The sequence below is a fragment of the Streptomyces sp. NPDC093221 genome (genome assembly GCF_044753885.1).
Lineage (GTDB): Bacteria > Actinomycetota > Actinomycetes > Streptomycetales > Streptomycetaceae > Actinacidiphila.
On the sequence record NZ_JBIVOA010000003.1, the window covers coordinates 516,036 to 536,810 of the forward strand.

Below are 20,775 nucleotides of genomic sequence, written 5' to 3' on the forward strand. Positions count from 1 at the left end.
CCATGCCGTTCGTGACCGTCCGGCATTTCACCGAGGACGACATCCCCACGCGTACCGCCCTGTTGCGCGAGTCGCGCTTCCAGGCGAATCTCACCGACTTCGCGGTCGTCAGCGACGACGACGCCCTCACCGCCAACCAGCGCCGCACCCTCACGCGTGAGCACGACGTCAAGCGGATGTTCACCATGTGCGACTCCCGCGGCGCGACCGTCGGCTTCGCCTGGATCACCTCGATCGACTGGCCCGGCCAGACCTGTGAGCTGTCCTTCGGCGTGCTGCCGGAGTGCCGGGGCCCGTACGGCGCGACCGCCGTGACCGCCGCGCACGCGTACATCCGCGCGGAGTTGAACATGCGGGTGGTCGTCAACCAGGTCCTGGAGCACAACACGATGCTGGTGTCGTCCGGTGAACTCACCGAGCAGCGCCGGGTGCGCTGCGCGTACGACTCCTACACCGTCGGCGAGTGGCGCACCGCCTGCTACTGGACCGAGAGCGAGCAGGACGTGCACCGCCGGCGCGAGCAGGTCGCCGACCGGCGCCGTGCGATCGCCGCCCGTATCCGCTCCACGTCGTCCCAGCCGTCATGAGCGCCCGCGCCGCGGAAGGCGGCTATCTGCACCACGCGACGATCGTGGGCGACACCGTGGTCTTCGTGTGCGAGGACGACCTGTGGACGGTGTCCGCCGAAGGCGGCACCGCGCGGCGGCTCACCGCGGGCACGACCGCGTGCGCGGGCCCCCGGCTCTCGCCCGACGGCCGCCAGGTCGCCTTCACCGGCTCCCCCGACGGCCTCACCGAGGTCTGCCTGACCTCGGTCTCCGGCGGTCCCGTCCGCCGGCTGACCCACCAGGCGGGCCGGTGCACGGTCACCGGCTGGCACCCGCTGACCGGCGAGATCCTGTACGCGAGCACCGCGGGCCAGCCCGAGGGCTTCGGCTTCCGGCTGTTCGCCGTGCACCCCGACGGCGGCCCGCCGCGGCTGGTCGAGGCGGGCCCCGCCGCGTCCGTATCGTACGGGCCCGGCGGCGGTTCGGTGATCGGCCGGAGCATCGCCGACCCGGCGCGCCGCAAGCGCTACCGCGGCGGCGCGGCCGGTGAACTCTGGGTGGACGACGACGGATCCGGCGCGTACCGGCGGCTCGCGCTGCCCGCGGGCAATCCGGCGGACCCCTGCTGGGTCGGCAACCGGATCTACTTCATCAGCGACCACGAGGGCACCGGCAACGTCTACTCCTGCCACTCCGACGGCACGGGTCTGACCCGGCACACCGACCACGACGAGTACTACGCGCGCGGTCTGTCCAGCGACGGCCGCCGGCTGGTCTACCACAGCGGCGCGGTCCTGCACGTGCTGGACCCGGCGCGCGGCGGCACCCGGCGGCTGCGGGTGGAGCTGGGCCCCTCGGGCGTCCAGCACCAGCGCCGTATCGTGTCGGCCACCGGTTTCCTGGACGGCGCGCGGATCGGCCCCGACGGGCAGACCCTCGCGGTCACCGCCCGCGGCAAGGCGTTCACGCTCGCGCCCTGGTCGGGTCCGGTACGGCGGCACGGGCGCCCGGACGGTGTCCGCTACCGGCTGCTGAACTGGCTCGCCGACGGCGAGCGGCTGGTCGCGGTCGCGGGCGACTCGGGGCCCGGTGAGCGGCTGGTGCTGCTGCCCGCGGAGGGCGGCGCGGAGCTGCTCGGCGTGCCGCTGGCCGACCTGGGCTATGTCACCGCGCTGGCCGCCTCGCCCGCCACCGGGCAGGTCGCCTTCGCCACCAACCGGCAGGAGCTGTGGAGCGTCGACACCGACCGGCCGAAGCTGGAGCCGCGGCTGCTCGACACCAGCGCCCATGAGCGGATCGAGGATCTGGCCTGGTCGCCCGACGGCCGCTGGCTCGCCTACACCTATCCGGACACGCCCAGGAGCACGGCCATCAAGGTCGCCGAGGTGGACACCGGACGCACCTCGCGGATCACCCGACCGGTGCTGCGGGACGCGCTGCCGTCCTTCGACCCGGCGGGCCGCTATCTGTACTTCGTCGGACAGCGCGACCTGACGCCCGAGCACGACCAGGTCCAGTTCGAGATCGGCTTCCCCTTCGGCGCCCGGCCGTACGCGGTGCCGCTGACCGCCGACCGGCAGCCGCCGTTCGCTCCGCCGCAGCAGTCGGCGGGCGGCGCGTACTCCCCCGACGGGTACGACGAGGGCGATCCGGAAGGGCCGGTCGCCATCGACTTCACCGGTATCGAACGGCGCCTGGTCCCGCTGCCGGTCCCCGAGGGCCGGTACGCGGCGGTGCTGGGTCTGCCCGACTGCGTGCTGCTGCTGTCGGTACCGCTCAGCGCGCCCGAGCCGGACGACCCGCAGCAGCAACAGGAGGGCAGCGTCACCCTGGTGGACCTGGCGACCGGCGACGTGACCGAGGACTATCTCGGGCCGGTCGACGAGATCAGCACCGACCGCACCGGCACGGCGCTGCTCTACCGGCACAACCACCGGCTGCGCGTGGTGCCCGCGGGCGCACCCAAGGAGGCCGTGGAGGACTTCGACTCGCCCATCGCCCCGCCGGGGCGGCCCACCGGCTGGGTCGACCTGGACCGGGTCAAGATCCCGTTCGTCCCTGCCGCGGAGTGGCGGCAGATGTTCCGGGAGGCGTGGCGGCTCCAGCGCGAGAGCTTCTGGAACGCCGACATGTCGGGGATCGACTGGGACGCGGTGCACCGGTGCTATCTGCCGCTGCTCGACCGGGTCGCGACCCGCGCCGAACTCTCGGACCTGGTCTGGGAGTTGCACGGCGAGCTGGCGACCTCGCACGCGTACGAGCGCGGCGGCGACTACGGCGCGCCGAGCGGTGAGGCGCAGGGTTTCCTCGGTGTGGACTGGGAGCCCGCGCCGCAGGCCGAGGGCCGGTGGCGGATCGCGCACGTGCTGCGCGGCGACCCGTGGAACCCCGACGCCACGTCGCCCTGCGACCGGCCGGGCGTCGACATCCGGCCGGGCGACGAGATCGCCGCGGTCGACGGGCACCTCGTGGGGCCGGGCGGCCCGGCGGAACTGCTCACCGGTCTCGCGGGCCGCGAGGTCGAACTGACCGTGCTGCGCGGCGGCGCCGTCCCGCGCCGGGTGGTGGTCCGCGCGGCCCGCAGCGAGGCGCGCGCCCGCTACCTGGACTGGGTGGCCCGCAACAGCGCGTACGTGGACACCGTCTCCGACGGCAGGCTCGCGTATCTGCACGTGCCGGACATGTTCAGGACCGGATACGCGGACTTCGTACGGCAGTTCCTCGGCGGTCTGGACCGGGAGGGGCTGGTGGTCGACGTGCGGTTCAACGGCGGCGGCCATGTCTCTCCGCTGCTCCTCGACCGGCTCGCGCGCAGCCGCACGGGTACCGAGCACGGCCGGTGGAGCGGCGCGGTGCCGTATCCGCTGGAGTCGCCGCGCGGTCCGATGGCGGCGCTGATCAACGAACAGACCGGCTCCGACGGCGAGATCTTCGGCCATATGTTCCGCGAGCGCGGCCTGGGCACGCTGGTGGGCACGCGGACGTGGGGCGGCACGATCGCCACCTGGCCGCGGCACGGGCTGGTCGACGGCACGGTGACCACCCAGCCCGAATTCTGCTACTACTTCCGCGGGGTCGGGGCGGGGCTGGAGAACCGCGGGGTCGAGCCGGACATCACGGTCGCCGTGGTCCCTGCGGGGCCGCAGCCCGGCCTGGACGCGCAGTTGGCGACGGCGGTGACGCATCTGCTGACGGTGCTGCCGGCACCGGCGTCGACGGACGGGTCCGGCATGGACCTCGCACCGGCCGACGCCGGGGCGGTCGACGCCGGGGCCGTCGGCGCCGCGACGGGACGGAGCGGCGGATGAGCCGGCCGGAGGTGGCGGGGCGGGCCGCGGCCGGACCGCTCGTCCCCACGCCTCTGGCGACGAGCCCCTTTGCGGCCGGGCCGGTCGCGGCCGGAGGGGCCCTCGCCCCGCCCGTCGCCGGGACCTGCGAGGTGTGGCTGGTGCCGGTGCGGCGGCGCGCGGCGTGGGCCGGTCTGCTCGGCGCCGAGGAGCGGGAGCGGTGGCAGGTGCTCGGTGGGGGCGCGGCGGCCGATACGCTGCTGACCTCGCGGGCGGCCCAACGGCTCGTCGTAGGACGCTACTTGGGCGTGCCACCGGCCGAGGTGGCCGTCGAGCGGGGTTGCGCACTGTGCGGCGCGCCCCGGCACGGCCGCCCCCGAGTGGCGGACGCCGCCTTCGACTTCTCCGTCTCGCACACCCGCGAGTGGCTGCTGATCGCGGTCGTCGGCAGCGGCCTGATCGGCGCGGATCTCGACCAACTCGACGCGAACCGTGACGCGGACGGCCTCGCGGCGCTCACCCTGACCCCCGCCGAGCGCGCCGCGTACGACCAACTCCCGCCCGGCGCGCGCCCGGAGGCGTTCCTCGACGCCTGGGTGCGCAAGGAGGCGGCGATGAAGCTGACCGGCCACGGCCTGTCGGCTCCTCCCGCGGCGATCGACGTCAGCACTGCGCTGGCCACGGCGCCGACCGTGCGGGACTGGCCCCGCGCCCCGCTCCACCTCACCCCCCTCGCGGCCCCGCCCGCCCATCGCGCGGCCCTGGCCACGACGGTTCTGGTGACCCACGTCCGGCGGCGCACGCTCCCGGAGTGACGGCGGCCACGCACGGCGCCTACGCCCGGCGCCTACGCACGGCGACCACGGACGGCAGCCACACCGAATGGCCGCACCCGACCGCGTACCGATGCGTTTCGGACGGCGCCGGGCGGCGGTCGGCGCGACGCGCGCGGGTGCGCGACGGCACGGCGCGGCGTCGCCGGTCGGGGCCGCGGCGCCGACCTCAAGCGGGCGCCCCGTTCGGGGCGTGACGTCCCGTCACCGAAGGCGTGACCACCGGGTCGCATCGGCGTGAAACGGCCCGAATCCGCCCTACCGGCGAGTGCGGAGAGCGAACTAGCCTCGACACCAAGTTAGTTGCCTACGGCACTTAGTGCTACAGGCACTGACCTCTGCTGCCTCTGGCACCGCTCTGGCACCTTCCGCACCGGCAAGACAGGAGTGTCCGTCATGGCCACCGCCGCGCACCCGCCCGTTGCCGTCACCGCCCCCGCCGCCCGAGGGACGTGCCCCTTCGCCCCACCGCCCGCGTATGAACAGGCCCGAGGCGAGGAGGGGTTGAGCCGCGTCCGGCTGTGGGACGGCACGTCGTGCTGGATGGTGACCCGGCACGGGGACATCCGCTCCGTCCTGCGGGACCGGAGCTTCAGCTCGGACGCGAGGCGGCCCGGCTTCCCGTTCCTCTCGGCGGGCCTGCGGACGCTCGCCACCGACCGGCCGACCTTCATCCGGATGGACGACCCGGACCACGCCCGGCTGCGCCGCATGCTCACCGCCGACTTCATGATCCGCAAGGTCGCCGAGATGCGACCGGCCGTACGCCAGGTCACCGACGACCTGCTGGACCGGATGGCCGCCCGCGCCGACCGCACCGCGGACCTGGTCGCCGACTTCGCGCTGCCGCTGCCCTCCATGGTCATCTGCCTGCTGCTGGGCGTCCCCTACGCCGACCACGCCTTCTTCCAGCAGTGCAGCAGCACGATGCTGCGCACCGACGCGCCGCCGCGGGAGGTCGCCGCGGCGCAGGACGAACTGGGCGCCTATCTCGCCGGGTTGGCGCGCGCCAAGCGGGCCGCGCCGGACGACAGCATCATCAGCCGCCTCGCCGAGCAGGACGTCCTGGACGACGACGAGATCGCGTCGATGGGCCGGCTGCTGCTGGTGGCCGGGCACGAGACCACCGCCAACATGACCTCCCTGTCGGTCCTCGCCCTGCTGCGCGAGCCCGCCCAGGCCGCGCGGCTGCACGAGGCGGCCCGGCTCGACGAGGACGGCGACGGCTCCGCCCTCGACACCGCCGTCGAGGAGCTGCTGCGCTACATGACGGTGGTCCACAACGGGATCGGCCGGGTCGCCGTCGAGGACGTGGAGGTCAGCGGCACGCGGATACGGGCGGGCGAGGGCGTCCTGTGCATGATCGGCGCCGCCAACCGGGACGAGGACGCCTTCCCCGAGGGCGGCCTGCTCGACCTCGGCCGCCCCGGCGCCCGCCGTCACCTGGCCTTCGGCTTCGGCGTCCACCAGTGCCTCGGCCAGCCGCTCGCCCGCCTCGAACTGCGCGTCGCGCTGCCCGCCGTACTCCAGAGGTTCCCCGGCCTGCGCCTGGCCGTCCCCTTCGAAGAGCTGCGCTTCCGCCACGAGATGGCCGTCTACGGGCTGCACGCGCTCCCGCTCGCCTGGTGACCCCCGCCGCTCCGCAACGAAAGGAACGCCTCATGCGTGTCCACGTCGACACCGACAAGTGCTGCGGCTCCGGCATGTGCGTCCTGACCGCGCCGGGCGTCTTCGACCAGCGCGACGAGGACGGCATCGTGCGGCTGCTGGCCGACGAGCCGCCCGAGGCGACGTGGGACGACGTCCGCGAGGCCGAAGTGGGCTGCCCGGCGCAGGCGATCGAGACGGTCGAGCCGTAGGCCGTAGCCGAAGCCGTACAGCCGTAGAGCCGTACAGCCGTAGAGCCGTACAGCCGTAGAGCCGCGGTGATCCGGGGGCGCTCCGCAGAGAGCGCCCCCGGATCACCGGCCGCCCGGCAGTTCCCGCCGCCGGTCGCAGAAGGGGCACAGCCGGTGCGGCGCGACGCGCAGGTCCATCGCGATGTCCTGTCCCGGTCCGCCGCGCCTCGTACGCTGCCCGGCTCAGGCGATGTAGCGGGCGAGTGAGGTGACGACCGCGGCCGGGCGCCGTGACCCTTCGATCTCGATGGTGCTCTCCAGCCTCACCTGGACGGCCGCGTCCAGGCGTGCGGCCTCCGCGAGCCGCGCCGTGGCGCGGATGCGGGAGCCTTCGAGCACGGGCGTGACGAACCGGACTCGGTCCAGGCCGTAGTTGACCGCGAAGGAGACGTTGTCGACGCGGTAGAGCCGGGTGGTGAGTTCGGCGAGCAGCGACAGGGTCAGGTAGCCGTGGGCGACCGTCCGCCCGAAGGGGCCGGAGGCCGCGCGGTCCGGGTCGACGTGGATCCACTGGTGGTCCCCGGTCACGTCGGCGAAGGCGTCGATGCGCTTCTGGTCGACCGCGATCCAGTCGCTGGCCCCCAGGTCCTCGCCTCCGGAGTCGGCCAGATCCGTCAGGCCGTCGAAGATCCGCACGTGCCTCGTCCCTTCTGGTTGTCGTCCCGGCCGCTCCCCCGGCGCCGGTGCCGGGAGTCGTCGCCGGGCTGCCGCCGCGTGATCGTCCGGGAGTCGAACCGCCACCGGCCGTCCACGCGGCGGAACCGGTCGGCGTAGGTGTTGCGGGTGACGAGCAGGGCCCGCTCACCGGGGAACCGCTGGGTGACCTCGATGCCGCAGGTCCCGTACGCCTCGTCCCGCGAACCGCCGGGTGCCAGGCTGATGTCGTGCACGCGGTGCCGGGTGTGCGTGGCGCCGTCGTAGGTGAGGACGTTCTCCCGCATCCAGTCCTCGACGTCGGCGCCGGGCATTCCCAGCCAGGTGCCGTCGCGGAAGAGGCGGGCGAAGCGCGCGAAGTCACCGGTGTCCACGCTGTCGCAGTACGCGGTGAGCAGGGCGGTGATCCGCCGGACGTCCTGGGCGTCGAGCGCCGGGCCCCGGGGTGTGGGGCCCGGCGCGTCGACCGGGTCGCGCCGGGTCACGAGGGCTGCTTCGCCAGTTCCTTGGGCTTGCCGCCGACGAACTGGAAGGCCACGAGCGACTTGCTGAATCCGTCGCGCCCGTCACCGAAGTTGATCAGCGAGCCGTCCTTGCCCGCGGCGCCCGCGAAGGGCGTGATCGCGTCGATCGCCTTGGCGAGCTTGTCCCCGTCGGTGTCGCCGTTGGTGGCGTCGAGCCCCTTCTTCAGGACGGTGAAGGCGTCCCAGGTGGCGCCCGCCTGCTCCGCCAGGCCCAGCGCGAGCGCGTCCGCGCTGCCGCCGTACTCGGTGGCGTACGCCTTGACGAAGTCCTGGTACTCCGGCTTGGACGGCTGCTGGTTGGCCAGCGTGTAGATCGCCGGGAGCTTGGTGTACGCGTCGCCGCCGATCTTCAGGGCGTCCGGCGCGATGAGCGAGCCGAAGCCGACGACGGGCACGTTGACCCCGGCCTCCGCCATCGTCTTGAGCATGAGTCCCGCGTCGGCCGCCGCGGAGCCGATGTGGACGACGGCGTCCGGGTGCTCGCCCTTCAGCTTGGTCACGGCCGAGGTCAGGTCGGTCGCGCCCAGCGTGTAGTGCACGGTGTCGCCCGGGTCCATGCCCGCCTGCTTCGCCTGGTCGACGATCGGCTTCCACAGCGTCGATCCGGTCGGGCCGTCGTCCGCGGTCACCACCGGGTGCTTGTAGCCGAGCGACTTGAGCAGGTCGATCATCTGGACCGGGTAGTCGCTCTGGTCGACGGTGGTGCGGAAGGTGTACTTCGCGCCGTCCATCAGGGCGGGTGAGATCGTCGAGGAGTTGATGAAGACGATCTTGCGCGGCTCGACGATCTTGCGGATCGCCAGTCCCTCGATGCTGGTGTAGCCGCCCATCATGACCCCGGCCTTGTCGACCGTGATGGCCCGCTGGGCGACCTTGGCCGACTCGTCGGCGGTGAGCTTGTCGTCGTAGACCTTGAGGGAGAGCTTCCGGCCGCCCGCGCCGCCGTCCGCGTTGATCGTCTTCACGGCCAGTTTGGCCGTGTTGACCATCTGCTCGGCCACTGCCGCGTTGCCGCTGGTGAGCGGGGCGGCGAAGCCGATGACCAGGGTCTTGCCGCCGCCACCGCCGGAGGTGCTGCCCCCGCCGTTGGAGCCGCAGGCGGCGAGCGACATCGTGGCGGCGAGCGCCAGGACGCCGACGCCGAAGAGGGATCTGTGCACAACAGGCTCCTTAACGAAGTGAAATGATGGATCGCCGGCGACGGCGCGTACGCGCGTCACGGGGAGGGTGGGCGGGCTCAGCCGCGAGCGGGCTCAGCCGGAGGTGCTCTCGGTAGGGTGCGGCCTCGGCCGGACCCGGCCTCGGTCGCGTGGCGCGGTCTCAGCCGGAGGTGGCCTCGGGCCGCCACTGGGGCAGGCCGATCCCGTCGGCGATCCGCAACTGATACGCCTGGACGCGCTGGCCGACGCGGACCTCGTCCACGGGGCAGTCGGTGATGTTCCCCATCATGCGCGGCCCCTCGTCGAGGTCGACCAGCGCGATCACGTACGGCGCGTCCTCGTCGAATCCGGGCATGCCCGCCTGCCGGACGACGGTGTAGGTGTAGACGGTGCCCCGCCCGCTCGCCGCCTCCCACTCGGGCGTCGCCGCACAGACGCGGCAGATCAGCCGCGGGTAGTGCTGCGTGGCGTGACAGGACGGGCAGCGCTGGATCAGCAGCGTGCCTTCCTGTGCGGCGCGGAAGTAGGTGGCGCTGACCGGGTCGAGTTCGGGGACCGGCTTCGCCCAGGTGTCGGCCACGTCGATGACGTCGAGGGTCCCCTGTGGGCCGCGGATGTTCTCGGTTGCCATCTGCCTCATCTGCCTTTCCCGAGGATGGTGACGCCGATCGTGGAGAACCAGCCGCCGGAGCCGGCCGCGAGCGCCACCTCGCAGTCCGGCACCTGCACCTCACCGGCCTGGCCGCGCAGTTGTCTGACCGCCTCGATCAGCAGGAAGATCCCGCGCAGTCCCGGATGGCAGGCGGACAGGCCGCCGCCGTCGGTGTTGACGGGCAGCTTCCCGCCGAGCCGGAGGTTGCCCTCCTCGGCGAAGGGGCCGCCCTCGCCCGGCTCGCAGAAGCCCAGGCTCTCCAGCAGCAGGATGACCGTGATGGTGAAGCTGTCGTAGAGCATGGCCATGTCCACGTCGGCCGGGGTCAGTCCGGCGCGCGCGAAGGCGTCGGGGCCGGAGCGGGCGCCCGCCGTGGTGGTCACGTCCGGCGCCTGCGAGATGTTCCAGTGGTTCTGGCGGGCGGCCGTGCCCAGGATCGAGACGTACGGCTGCCTGAGGTCGCGGGCGCGCTCCTCGGTGGTGACGATGACGGCGCCGCCGCCGTCGGTGATCGCGCAGCAGTCGAACAGGTGCAGCGGGTCGGCGATCATCCGGGAGCCGAGGACGTCGTCCACGGTCAGCGGCTTGCGGTATATGGCCTGCGGATTGTGGGCCGCGTGTTCGCGGACCGCGACGGCGACGCTGGCGAGCTGTTCCGGCGTGGTGCCGTACTCGTACATATGGCGCCGGGCGGCCATCGCGTACGCGGCGACCGTCGTCTTGCCGTACGGCTCCTCGTACGCCGCGCCGCCGACGGGCCTGCGGCCGTACGCCGTGCCGAGGCTCCGGCCCATCCGGGTCAGCAGGTCGCTGCCGTAGGTGAGGAGGATCGTGTCCGCCATGCCGGACCGGATCGCGGCCTCGGCGTGCTGGATCTGGAACTCGTAGGCCGATCCTCCGGTGTACGTGCCCTCGATCCACCGCGGGTCGAGGCCCAGGTACTCCGCGGTCTCGGGGAGGTCGACGCCGGGGACGCCGGGGATCCACGCCTCGGCGCAGCCGAAGCCGTCGATGTCGTCCTTGCGCAGGCCGGAGTCGGCCAGCGCGCGTTGCATCGCCTGGGCCTGGTGGCCGAGCGCGTCGAGATGGGGCGCCTTGGGACCGTCGGACAGTCCGACGGCGGCGATGACCGGGGTGCGGTCGGGGCGGGTCACGGCTCAACTCCTCCTGTTCGTCGTGGAGTTCGTGTGGCGCAGTTCGTGTTTCTGGATCTTGCCCGAGGCGGTTCTGGGCAGCTCGGGGAGCACCTGCCACGAGGTGGGGATCTTCTGCTTGGCGAGCTTGGCCCGGTCCAGGTACGCCGTCATCTCGGCGTCGCCCGGCCACTTCTGGCCCGAGGCCAGGGTGACGAAGGCGCCGACGACCTCGCCGAGCCGCGGGTCGGGCAGTCCGACCACGGCCGCCATGTCGACGGCCGGGTGCCGCTGGATGAGTTCCTCGATGTCGCGGGCGGAGAACTTCTCGCCCGCGCGGTTGATGATGTCCTTGGTACGGCCGGTGATGCGGACCAGACCGCGCGTGTCGACCCGGCCGAGGTCGCCGGTGTAGAACCAGCCCTCCTCGTCGAGCTGTTCGCGGGTGAGGGCCGGGTCGGTGTAGCCGATGAGGGCCTGCGGACCCCTGATCCGCAGTTCGCCCTCCGCGCCGGGCGGGAGCGGCCGGCGCTCGGCGTCGACGGCCTGGATCTCGCTGCCGGGGACGACGGCGCCGTCGTACTCGGCCCTGATGTCGAGCGGTTCGGTGGGGGCGACCCAGGAGACTCCCCCGCCGGTCTCCGTCATGCCGTAGCCGCGCAGCGCGGTGATCCCGACCTCGCCCGCCTCCCGGATCAGGTCGGGTACGGTCGCCGCGCCGCCGGACATGAACACCGAGATCGGGTGGCCGGCGCCGATGCCCTCGCGGTGGGCCGCGACCAGGTCGTGGAGGAACACCGAGGCTGCGGTGGTGAAGGTGCACCGTTCGCGTTCGATGATCCGGGCCGCCTCCGCGCCGTTCCAGACCGGCATCACGACGATCTTGGCGCCCATGGACGCGGGCCAGACGACCCCGGCGTTGAAACCGGCCAGGTGGGACAGGGGCGAGGCGCAGAAGAAGACGTCCTTGGCGCTCAGCGACATGGTGTGCCGGATGCTGCGCGCGTTGGACACGAATCCCTGGCCCGTCAGCTCGACGCCCTTGGGCGCGGAGGTCGTCCCCGAGGTGTAGAGCATCAGGCAGCACCGGTCGGGTTCGAGCGGGTCGGGGAGCGAGACGGCGGGCCGCCGGTCGTCCCGGCCGGGGAAGGCGCGCCAGCCGGGCCGCGGCTCCTCCAGGTCCACGCAGAAGCGGGCGACCGGTCCCCAGGTCGCGCCCTCCAGGATGCCGTCCAGCTCCTCGGCGGGGCGCCTGCCGCGGTTCTCCGCGATCGAGATCACCGCGCGCGGCTTGCAGTCGTTGACGATGTGCGCCATCTCGTGCTCGCGGTAGATCGGCACGACCGGGACGTTGACCGCGCCGATCCGGAAGGCGGCGACCTGGCCAAGCAGCGCCTCCGCCAGATTCGGCAGCTGGATCATGACGCGGTCGCCGCGTACGACTCCCGCCTCGACCAAGTGCGCGGCGAGCACATCGGCCCACGCGGCGAATTCGCCGTACGTCAGCCGAAGATCGCCGATCACCAGGAATTCGCGGTCCGGGGTGCGCTCGGCGACGTCGAACACCCACCATCCGAGGCGCTCGGAGGTCCAGTATCCGTGCTCGCGGTAGTACGCCTCGCGGTCGGTCCTCGTCGTCGGCGCGGGAGCAGCGGCCATGCTCTTTCCTCTCGTCGCGAACTGTGCGGACGGCGAAGCGGAGGCCGTTCACGGGAAGTGGTTAGCCATGTGTAACATCGTCTTAAACCGAGCGCAATGGATCGCGTCAATCTCTTTACCTGGCTAAGCAAATGTGTTTCAGTGCCTCCTGATCACGCTGTTCACGCTGATCACCCGGGGGCACATCTCGCGGACCGAGCCGCACGAGCACGGAGGAGAAGGGCGAGAAATGGACGAGCTGAAGGGGAAGGTCGCCGTCGTCACGGGGGCCGGCCAGGGCATCGGGCGCGCCGAGGCGCGGGCGCTCGCACGGGCGGGCGCGCATGTGGTGGTCAACGACGTGGGCCGTACACCGGAGGGCCGGCCGGCCGCCGACGAGGCCGTCGAGGAGATCAGCGCGGCCGGGGGCAGCGCCGAGGCCAACGGGGACGACATCTCCACCTGGGACGGCGCGGAGCGGCTGATCGCCCAGGCGGCCGGCGTCCGGGGAAAGCTCGACTTCCTCGTCTGCAACGCGGGCATCATCCGGGACCGCACCATCGTCAACATCTCCGAGGCCGAGTGGGACGCGGTGATGGCCGTCCACCTCAAGGGCCACGCCGGTCCCCTGCACTTCGCCGCCGCCCACTGGAAGGCGCTGCACCAGGCGTCCGGCGAGCCGGTCGACGCCGCCGTGGTGACCACGTCCTCGGAGGCCGGGCTCTACGGCAATTTCGGGCAGGTCAACTACTCGGCCGCCAAGGCGGGCATCGTCGCCCTCACCCAGGTCGCGGCGCGCGAGCTGGCACGCTACGGCGTACGCGCCAACTCCATCTGCCCGCGCGCCCGGACCGGCATGACCGAAGGCGTCGTCGAGGGCATGGCGCCCGCCGAGGGCGCGGCCGACGAGTGGGACCCCGAGAGCGTCGCCGCGCTCACGGCCTTCCTCGGCTGCGCGCACTCGCGGGGGATCACCGGCCAGGTCTTCGTCGTCCACGGCCCGACGGTGTCCCGCATGCGGGAGTGGACGCCCGCCGACGAGATCACCGGGAGCACGGCGCTGCGGCTGGACGACATCATCGCCCGGCGGGACCGTCTCGGCTCGGTCCGGGACACGACCGTCGTGGACTTCGCCGAGGCTTCCGCGCGATCGGGCCGCGTGGCCGCGATCTGACCGTACGTCAGCCGCGTACGACGGTGGCCGGGCCCTCGGGGCCCGGCCACCTTTTCGCTGTCCGCGTCGTCAGTCCTCCACGATGATCGCCGCCGCCGGACACCCGGCCGCCGCCGCGTCCGCCGCGGCGCGGTCGGCGGCGCCGATCCGCTCCCGCAGCACGGCCACGGCCCCGTCGTCGTCCAGGCCGAAGACCGAGGGCGCCACCAGGACGCAGTTCCCCGCGCCCACGCAGGCGTCCGCGTCCGCGCTGACGGTGGCGGTGGCGGTGGCGGTGGCAGTGGCCGGGGCGGCCTCTTCGGCCGGGGCCACCACGGCGTTGAGCGGGCTGAACGAGCGCGGCATGTAGCCGCGGTAGCGCGCCGGTTCCGCGTCGCGGTCCCAGCGCAGCGTCCCGTAGCGGTCGAGCAACTGCGAGATCACCTCGACCTCCTCGCCGCGCGAGAGGGCGGCGCCGACGCAGTAGCGCGGGCCGACGTTGAACGCGACATGCGTCTTGAGATTGCCGCGGTCCAGGTCGACGGTCTCGGGGTGGTGGAACTGCCGGGGGTCCCGGTTCGCGGCCCCGTTGACCGGGTGCACCCGGTCGCCCTTGGCGATCAGCCGTCCCGCCACCTCCACGTCACGGGTCGCCACGCGCACCCGGAACTGCACGGGCGCCAGGTAGCGCAGCACCTCCTCGCCGAAGGCCACGATCTGCCGCTCGTCCCCGCGGATGCGGTCCTGCAACTCGGGGTGGTTCAGCAGCGTGTGGATGGCGTTCTTCAGGAAGTGCGCGGTGGTGTCGGTACCGGCGAAGAACAGCACCCGCGCCTGCGCCAGGATCTCCTCCTCGCCCCACTGCTCCAGCACGCCCTGCCCCTGCTCCCACAGCACCGAGATCAGGTCGTCGCGCGGCTCGTCCCGGCGCGCCCTGATGACCGGGAGCAGCACCTCGTTGAGGGCGGAGGCCGCGGCGGCCGCCTCCGCGTACGCCTCCTCGTCCTCGCCGAAGGTCTCGGTCCAGCGGAACATCGTGGAGTTCCAGCGACGGCACTTGGCCATCAACTCCTCGTCGCGCCAGTCGAGTCCGAGCAGCGCGGCGATGACGTCGCTGGGCACCACCGAGGCGAACTCGGCGGCGAGGTCGACATGGGTGCGCCCCTCGATCGCGTCGAGCCGGGCGCTCACCAGCTCCGCGATGAAGGCGGTGCGGTACTTGCGGACCGTCGTCGGCGTGAAGTGCTGGAGGAGGAAGTTGTGGACGCGGTGGTGCTGCTCGCCCTGGAGGAGCAGCACTCCCTTGGGTCCCCCGTAGACGTCCGCCGCGCCCTTGAGTTCGAAGTACGGGTGGGCGAAGAGATCCTCGTTGAGCTGGATGTACCGGCACTCCTCGTAGCCGACGACGATCCAGGCGTTCATGCCCTCGTCCCAGTGGACGGGACCGCGGGCGAGTCGGTCGGCGAAGAAGGGATACGGGTCTTGGTCGCGTGCTTCCTTCAGGCTCTCCATGGCGGGTTGGGCCTCCGAGGTGGATGGGGTCAGGCGCCGCCCGACGACGCCGGGCGGTGGGACACCAGAGCGGTGTCGACACCGGTGGGTCCGAGGTCGGCCGAGCCGCCGGGGTGGCCCAGCGGCTCGTCGCGCCCCGGAAGGGGTTCGAGGAAGAAGCGGGCGTTGTCCTCCACGAAGTCGGCCTGGCCCTCGGGTACTTCGTCGCGGTACTTGATGGCCGTGACGGGACAGACCGGCTCGCAGGCACCGCAGTCCACGCACTCGTCGGGGTGGATGTACGCCTTGCGCGAGCCCTCGTAGATGCAGTCGACCGGGCAGACCTCGACGCAGCTCCGGTCGAGCACGTCGATGCAGGCGCCGTGGATGACGTAGGCCATGGGAATGCCGACTTCCTGGTTGAGAGGGACAGTGGTGAACGCCCGCCGGTTCGGGCGGTGATGAACGGCCTGCGGTGCGCCCGGGGTTCGGGCGGTCGTGGGCGCCCGCGCGTCAGGCCGCGCCCCGGTCCGGCCGGTCGGCGTCCGCCGCGGCGACGTGCCGCAGGGTCTCCCAGTCGGGGATCTTGGTACGCGCCCGGCCGAGGTTCCGGCCGCGGCTCTCCTCCTCCGCGTCGATCGACAGCCAGCCGTCGTACGTGACGGGCCTGACGCCGCGCTCGGCGAGCACCCGGTCGACCTCGTCGGGCCCGGCGCCGCGGGGCGGCCGGGCCGCCAGGTCCGCGACGAGACCGGCCACCGTGTCGGCGGCGCAGGCCCGGTTCGTGCCGACGACCCCGGACGGCCCGCGTTTGGCCCACCCGGCGACGTAGTGACCGTCGAGCGCCCGGCCGTCGGGGCCCAGCACCCGGCCGGCGTCGTGCGGGACGCGGCCCAGGTCCTCGTCGAACGGCAGGGCGCCGACCTGTGTGCTGTGGTAGCCGACCGACCGGACGACCATGCCGGCCGTGAGATCGGTGACCTCGCCGGTCGCCACGACCGCGCCGCCGGCCTCCCGCGTCCTTTCCAGGCGCACGGCGGTGACGGCGCCGCCCTCGCCCAACAGCTCCACGGGGCGGGACCAGAAGTGGAAGCGCAGGGTGCGCCGGACGGCGGGCACCTCACGGGAGGCGAGGTCGGCGAAGACCTTGAGGTTGGCCGCGGTCAGCGGGTCCTTCGACCCGGCGGGCAGCAGCCCGGCGTCCAACTCGGTCGCGACATCGTGGAGTTCGAGCAGTTCACGCAGTTCCTTCGCGGTGAACTTCGCGTGCTCCGGCCCGCGGCGGCAGACGAGGTGGACGTCGCGGACACGGCTGCGCGCGAGCCGGTCCAGGACGTGCGGCGGCATGTCGGTCCGCGCCAGGTCCGCCGCCGACTTCACCAGCAGGCGCGCCACGTCGAGCGCCACGTTGCCCGCGCCGACGACGGCCACCGACTCCGCCTCCAGCGGGAAGGACTCCCCCGCGCGGGCGTGGTCGGGATGGCCGCTGTACCAGGCGACGAAGTCGGTGGCCGAGCAGACCCCGGCCAGCTCCTCCCCCGGTACGGCGAGCCTGCGGCCGACGGAGGCGCCGGTCGCGAACACCACCGCGTCGTACAGCTCCGCGAGTTCCCGCGTCGTCACGTCGCGGCCGACGTGGACGTCACCGAGAAAGCGGACCCCGTCGCGTTCGAGCACCTTCCGCAGGGCGACCACGATGGACTTGATCCTCGGGTGGTCGGGCGCGACGCCGTACCGCACCAGGCCGTACGGCGTGGGCAGCCGGTCGTAGACGTCGACCGACACATCGAGCGCGCCGCGCACGAGAGCGTCGGTCGCGTAGACGCCCGCCGGTCCCGAACCGACGACGGCGACACGGTAAGGGTTCATCTGCTCCTCATCCCCACCATTGCTTAGCCATGTGTACTTAACCAGGCGAAGCAATACGTGTCAACGGTCACACCACGGGTCGTTTCAGAGGGTTCGCGGCACGGACGCGACGACCGCGCGCGTGGCGTCCGCCGCCCGCCGCGCCACCTCGGACGTCGGCCGCGACCGCAGCGCGTCGCAGTAGACCTCGACCGAGAACGGCGCCTCGACGCCCGGCCGGTCGAGGGCCGCCACGAACGCGCGCAGGTCGAAGTCGCCCTCGCCGGGCAGGACCCGGTGGTGGACGGCGTCCACCATGCGGTCGGGGTCGACCGGCGGCACCGGGCCGTCGTTGAACTGCACCATGAACACGCGCTCCGGCGGCGCCGTACGCAGCAGCCCCAGGTCCGGGTCACCGCGGAAGAAGTGCCAACTGTCCACGCACAGACCGCCGTTGCCACGGTCCGCCCCGGCCACGACGGCCAGCCCGGACGCCAGGTCGGGGATGCTGCTGTACGGCACGAATTCCAGCGCCACCCTCAGCCCGTGCGCCGCCGCCCGGTCGCACAACTCCCCGAAGGCGTCCACCACTTCAGGTCCGATCGGCCGGGCGTCGAAGGTGCCGACGGTCTGCGCGAAGGGCACCCCGAAGGTGTCGGCCAGGTGGAAGGCGGTCCTCTCCAGCTCCGGGTCGGCGTAGACCAGACCAGGACGGCCGGCGACGCCCGCCGGTCGGCCCGGCGCGCCGTGGAAGCCGAACAGCACCTCGACCTCGTTGATCCGCACGTCCCACTCGGCGAGCACCGCGGCGAGGTCGCGGTCCTTCCATCCCCGCGCGAGCAGGTCCCGGTAGTACGGGATCGCGAGCCCGATCCCCTCGTACCCGGCCCGGCGGGCCGCGGCGACGCGGTCGGGGAACGACGCGTCGCGCACGGTGCCCCAGGCCAGGACCAGCCGGGGCTCGCGCGCCGCGGGCGGCGCGTTCACCCGGCGGCTCCCGTCAGGTCGGGCAGCACGCGGCGCTCGACCAGCGTCCGCAGCGCGTCGCGGAAGGTCGCCTCGGTGTCGTGGACCCGGGTGTAGCCGGCCTGTTTCACCTTGACCGTGCTGACGAGCGCGGGCGGCGGCATCGTCGTCAGGCCGTATCCGAAGGTGTAGTCGGCGTACTGATGCGACCGGCCGAGGACGTCGAGCAGGGAGAGCGGGCGGAGCCCGTGCTTGGTCACGAGCTCCTGCCAGACCCCGGCCAGCCGGGGCAGCTCCTCGGTCAGACTCATCGGACGGGGCGGCGCGCACGGCACGCCCATCGCGTCGGCCAGGGACGGCCAGAGCTCCTGCCAGGAGAACACCTCGCCGTTCGTCAGGTTGAAGTGCTCGCCCCGAGCCGCGGGCGAGGTCGCCGCCCACACCAGGGCGCCCGCGACCAGCCGCGCGTCCACCACCTGGCGGACCGGGTGGACGGTGCCGCCGGGGAAGCCGAACGGGATGCCCGTCGCGGCACTGAGCGCGGCGAAGGCGCCGATCACCGGCGGTGTGCAGTAGGAGACGCCGTACGCCGGTCCCACGACCTGGACCGGCCGCAGAATGGTCCAGTCGAACGCGTGGCGGTCGGCCAGCTCCCTGAGCAGGTCCTCCTGGCGCCAGTAGAAGTTCTCGTGGTTGTCGCGCGGCGCCCGCTCCCGCGCCGGGACCGGGATCGGGTGCAGGTGGGCGCCGTACGCCTTCGTCCCCTGCATGACGGTGGCGTGCCGCAGCGCGCCCTCCTCGGCCAGCGGCCCGAGGACGTTGCCGAGCATCGCCTCGTTGGTCGCCATCTGCCGCGGGTCGGACCACCCGGCGACCAGGTCCGGTTTTTCGTACGCCGCCGCGTAGACCAGGTGGGTCGGCCGGGGTGCCAGCGCGGCGACGGCCTCGCGGGTCGCGGACCCGTCCGTGAGGTCCACCGGCACGTGCCGGCACCGTACGGATCCGTCCGCCTCGGGCGGGCGTCGTGAGAAGGCGACCACGTCCCACCCCTCGGCGGCGAAGGCGGTGATCGCCGCGGCCCCTATGAGCCCGCTGGCCCCGGCCACCAGCACTCGTCCAGCACTCATCTCGTCTCCTTGACGATGGGGCCCGTGTCGGCGGTCCTGCGGTCAGAAGGGCGGAAGCAGTTCGACGTCCTGCGGCGCGCTCACGAAGTAGCGCTCGACCAGGCGCCGGGCGAGCTTCCAGGCGCCCGCGCGGCGCTCGTAGACGTCGTGGTAGGTGCAGCTCACCCAACTGATCCTGCCGTCCGGGTGGACGCAGACGGCGATGGCGTCGCTGCGGCCGGTCGCGCGGTCGGGGGTCTCGAAGCGGGCCGTGTGGTTGGTGGTCCAGTGGTAGGTCTCCTTCCACACCTTCCCGATGACCTCCTGCGAGCGGCAGATCTCGTCCGTGCCGTGGAAGTCGCCGCGCCCGCCGGGGATCAGGTACTCGGCGTCGTCGTGCCAGATGCTCATGAAGCGGTCGATGTCGCGGCGGTCGGTGCCCTCGCAGTAGCCCGCGACGATGTCGGCGAACTCCGCCCGGCCCTCCAGCTCGTCGATCCGCTGCTCCAGCGACCGGCCCTCGGTGCGTGTCGTCATGTGCTCAGACCTCGGCCTTCGGCGCGGTGCGGAACTTGTCGGGGTAGTCGTCCGGCAGGTCCTCCTCGGCCAGCGGGACGATGTGGTGGTCCAGGACGTAGCGGTCCTCGCCCCTGGCCTTGTCGTTCTCGTCGAACTCCCAGAAGACGACGGTCCTGGCCGACAGCACGTAGAAGGGGCTCGCGGGCGAGGTGTCGTCCACGAAGCCCATCTTGCGGGCGACCGCGGCGGTCAGGATCTGCCGGAAGGTGCCCTCGGTGACGATGTCGTAGTCGCCGACCACCACACGGGTCTTCTTCGACTCGATGACGTACGAGCCGTTGTTCACCATCTCGGTGTAGTTGGCTCGAACCTGCTCGATGCCCTTCGGGCCGGTGTCCCCCTTGACGTTCCCCAGGACGCCGTACTCGTGGTACTGCGGGTCGTCCGAGAGCGTCGGCAGGACCATGTCGAGGTCGGCCAGCACCTCGCCCTTCGAGTGGTGGACAACCGTCTCGAGATGCTTGAGCTGCAGAGGTGTTTTGGCCTTGTGCATGTGCGCCTCGAAGCTGGTGTACGTCAGCTCCGGCCTGAAGTCCTTCATTTTCCCTCCTCAGGGATACGGGATCTCCGTGTGACGGTCGCCACAATTTATCTAACCATGTAAACTAATGGCTGAATCCGACACCCGCAAGGGTGTTCGGCGAATCAGCGCAGATGTACGCAAACCCCCGATGAAACGGGGTTTCTGGACATGGCCCTGACAGATCTACGGCGTGGGCACGTGGCGTCGGGAAGCCCGCCGGGCGCATACTTAGCAGCGCGAAGTTGATGAGGCGAACGCCCAGATTCGGGGTAAGGATGACCACGACCACTAACGGCTCTGTCGACCGCGTCAAGCACGAGCACGCCATCCGGCGCGAGGATCTGACGCGCCTGCGGATGACGCTCGGTCGCCTCGGACGGGTATTGCGGCAGCAGAATGACGACGGTCTGAGCTATGCCCTCATTTCGCTGCTCTTCAACATCGGCCGCAACCAGCCCGTCTCCGCGGGCGAGCTGGCGGCGTCGGAAAGGGTCTCCCCGCCGTCGGTGACCAGGTCGCTCAACCGCCTCATCGAACTCGGCTACGTCTCCCGTACCGCCGACCCCGCCGACCGCAGGGCGGCGCTGATCGAGCTGACGCCCAGCGGCGCCGACGAGCGGGAGCAGGTGCTCAAGAGCCGCGAGGTCTGGCTGGAGGAGCACCTGGGACGGCTGGACGACACGGAGCTGGAGAGCCTGCTCACCGCGCTGCCCGCCCTGGAGCGGCTCTGCGACCCCGAGCTGCCGCGCCGCCCCTGACGTCCCCCGGCCCGCGGCGGCCGG

20 protein-coding genes are annotated in these 20,775 nt (G+C 72.4%); 7 read left to right on the forward strand and 13 right to left on the reverse strand.

The window, feature by feature from the left end; all coding sequences use genetic code 11:
* Positions 1–2 precede the first annotated feature (2 nt).
* The 5 genes from ACIQCJ_RS14025 to ACIQCJ_RS14045 all read left to right on the forward strand — a co-directional run bounded on the left by ACIQCJ_RS14025 (position 3) and on the right by ACIQCJ_RS14045 (position 6,527).
* Positions 3–587: a GNAT family N-acetyltransferase gene (locus ACIQCJ_RS14025; protein ID WP_355342394.1), complete on the forward strand. Its 585-nt coding sequence runs from the start codon at positions 3–5 to the stop codon at positions 585–587.
* Positions 584–3,856, forward strand: a complete 3,273-nt coding sequence (locus ACIQCJ_RS14030; RefSeq protein ID WP_401718981.1) for a S41 family peptidase — start codon at positions 584–586, stop codon at positions 3,854–3,856. The genes ACIQCJ_RS14025 and ACIQCJ_RS14030 overlap by 4 nt, the downstream gene beginning before the upstream one ends.
* Entirely contained in the window at positions 3,853–4,650 is a 798-nt protein-coding gene (locus ACIQCJ_RS14035) for a 4'-phosphopantetheinyl transferase family protein (protein ID WP_402711491.1), read from the forward strand. The genes ACIQCJ_RS14030 and ACIQCJ_RS14035 overlap by 4 nt, the downstream gene beginning before the upstream one ends.
* Positions 4,651–5,064: 414 nt before the next feature.
* A complete protein-coding gene (locus tag ACIQCJ_RS14040; RefSeq protein WP_402711492.1) occupies positions 5,065–6,297 on the forward strand; it encodes a cytochrome P450 in 1,233 nt (410 codons plus the stop codon).
* A gap of 32 nt (positions 6,298–6,329) precedes the next feature.
* Positions 6,330–6,527: a ferredoxin gene (locus ACIQCJ_RS14045; protein ID WP_188284234.1), complete on the forward strand. Its 198-nt coding sequence runs from the start codon at positions 6,330–6,332 to the stop codon at positions 6,525–6,527.
* Between the two features lie 222 nt (positions 6,528–6,749).
* On the opposite strand, the gene ACIQCJ_RS14050 is transcribed toward ACIQCJ_RS14045, so the two are convergent.
* From ACIQCJ_RS14050 to ACIQCJ_RS14075, 6 genes are all read right to left on the reverse strand, one after another.
* Entirely contained in the window at positions 6,750–7,202 is a 453-nt protein-coding gene (locus ACIQCJ_RS14050; protein WP_402711493.1) for a MaoC family dehydratase, read from the reverse strand.
* Positions 7,181–7,705 carry a nuclear transport factor 2 family protein gene (locus ACIQCJ_RS14055; protein WP_391046028.1) on the reverse strand — a complete coding sequence of 175 codons (525 nt, stop codon included), beginning with the start codon at positions 7,703–7,705 and terminating at the stop codon, positions 7,181–7,183. The genes ACIQCJ_RS14050 and ACIQCJ_RS14055 overlap by 22 nt, the downstream gene beginning before the upstream one ends.
* Positions 7,702–8,904, reverse strand: a complete 1,203-nt coding sequence (locus ACIQCJ_RS14060) for an ABC transporter substrate-binding protein (RefSeq protein WP_355342412.1) — start codon at positions 8,902–8,904, stop codon at positions 7,702–7,704. The genes ACIQCJ_RS14055 and ACIQCJ_RS14060 overlap by 4 nt, the downstream gene beginning before the upstream one ends.
* Positions 8,905–9,064: 160 nt before the next feature.
* On the reverse strand, positions 9,065–9,544 hold the full coding sequence (locus ACIQCJ_RS14065; RefSeq protein WP_355342415.1) for a Zn-ribbon domain-containing OB-fold protein: 480 nt from the start codon (positions 9,542–9,544) through the stop codon (positions 9,065–9,067).
* A complete protein-coding gene (locus ACIQCJ_RS14070; RefSeq protein WP_401308602.1) occupies positions 9,541–10,710 on the reverse strand; it encodes an acetyl-CoA acetyltransferase in 1,170 nt (389 codons plus the stop codon). Before ACIQCJ_RS14070 ends, ACIQCJ_RS14065 begins: the two co-directional genes overlap by 4 nt.
* A gap of 3 nt (positions 10,711–10,713) precedes the next feature.
* On the reverse strand, positions 10,714–12,348 hold the full coding sequence (locus ACIQCJ_RS14075) for a class I adenylate-forming enzyme family protein (RefSeq protein ID WP_402711494.1): 1,635 nt from the start codon (positions 12,346–12,348) through the stop codon (positions 10,714–10,716).
* A gap of 229 nt (positions 12,349–12,577) precedes the next feature.
* Between ACIQCJ_RS14075 and ACIQCJ_RS14080 the strand changes: the two genes are divergently transcribed.
* A complete protein-coding gene (locus ACIQCJ_RS14080; RefSeq protein WP_402711495.1) occupies positions 12,578–13,501 on the forward strand; it encodes an SDR family NAD(P)-dependent oxidoreductase in 924 nt (307 codons plus the stop codon).
* Between the two features lie 69 nt (positions 13,502–13,570).
* Here ACIQCJ_RS14080 and ACIQCJ_RS14085 read toward each other — a convergent pair whose 3' ends face one another.
* The 7 genes from ACIQCJ_RS14085 to ACIQCJ_RS14115 form a co-directional block, all read right to left on the reverse strand.
* The gene (locus ACIQCJ_RS14085; RefSeq protein ID WP_402711496.1) at positions 13,571–14,992 is read right to left on the reverse strand and encodes a cytochrome P450; all 1,422 of its coding nucleotides are present in this window, start codon (positions 14,990–14,992) and stop codon (positions 13,571–13,573) included.
* Positions 14,993–15,021: 29 nt separating this feature from the next.
* Positions 15,022–15,372, reverse strand: coding sequence for a ferredoxin (gene fdxA, locus ACIQCJ_RS14090; protein WP_355342430.1), 351 nt, complete (start codon positions 15,370–15,372; stop codon positions 15,022–15,024).
* 112 nt (positions 15,373–15,484) lie between these two features.
* Positions 15,485–16,840, reverse strand: coding sequence for an FAD-dependent oxidoreductase (locus ACIQCJ_RS14095; protein ID WP_402711497.1), 1,356 nt, complete (start codon positions 16,838–16,840; stop codon positions 15,485–15,487).
* Positions 16,841–16,924: 84 nt separating this feature from the next.
* Positions 16,925–17,806 (reverse strand): sugar phosphate isomerase/epimerase family protein, encoded by an 882-nt coding sequence (locus ACIQCJ_RS14100; protein WP_402711498.1) that lies wholly within the window; start codon positions 17,804–17,806, stop codon positions 16,925–16,927.
* Positions 17,803–18,912, reverse strand: coding sequence for an NAD-dependent epimerase/dehydratase family protein (locus ACIQCJ_RS14105; protein WP_402711499.1), 1,110 nt, complete (start codon positions 18,910–18,912; stop codon positions 17,803–17,805). The genes ACIQCJ_RS14100 and ACIQCJ_RS14105 overlap by 4 nt, the downstream gene beginning before the upstream one ends.
* Before the next feature lie 42 nt (positions 18,913–18,954).
* On the reverse strand, positions 18,955–19,428 hold the full coding sequence (locus tag ACIQCJ_RS14110) for a nuclear transport factor 2 family protein (protein ID WP_402711500.1): 474 nt from the start codon (positions 19,426–19,428) through the stop codon (positions 18,955–18,957).
* 4 nt (positions 19,429–19,432) lie between these two features.
* The gene (locus ACIQCJ_RS14115; RefSeq protein WP_401308625.1) at positions 19,433–20,011 is read right to left on the reverse strand and encodes a hypothetical protein; all 579 of its coding nucleotides are present in this window, start codon (positions 20,009–20,011) and stop codon (positions 19,433–19,435) included.
* 257 nt (positions 20,012–20,268) lie between these two features.
* Between ACIQCJ_RS14115 and ACIQCJ_RS14120 the strand changes: the two genes are divergently transcribed.
* On the forward strand, positions 20,269–20,751 hold the full coding sequence (locus ACIQCJ_RS14120; RefSeq protein ID WP_355342447.1) for a MarR family transcriptional regulator: 483 nt from the start codon (positions 20,269–20,271) through the stop codon (positions 20,749–20,751).
* The last annotated feature ends 24 nt before the right edge of the window (positions 20,752–20,775 follow it).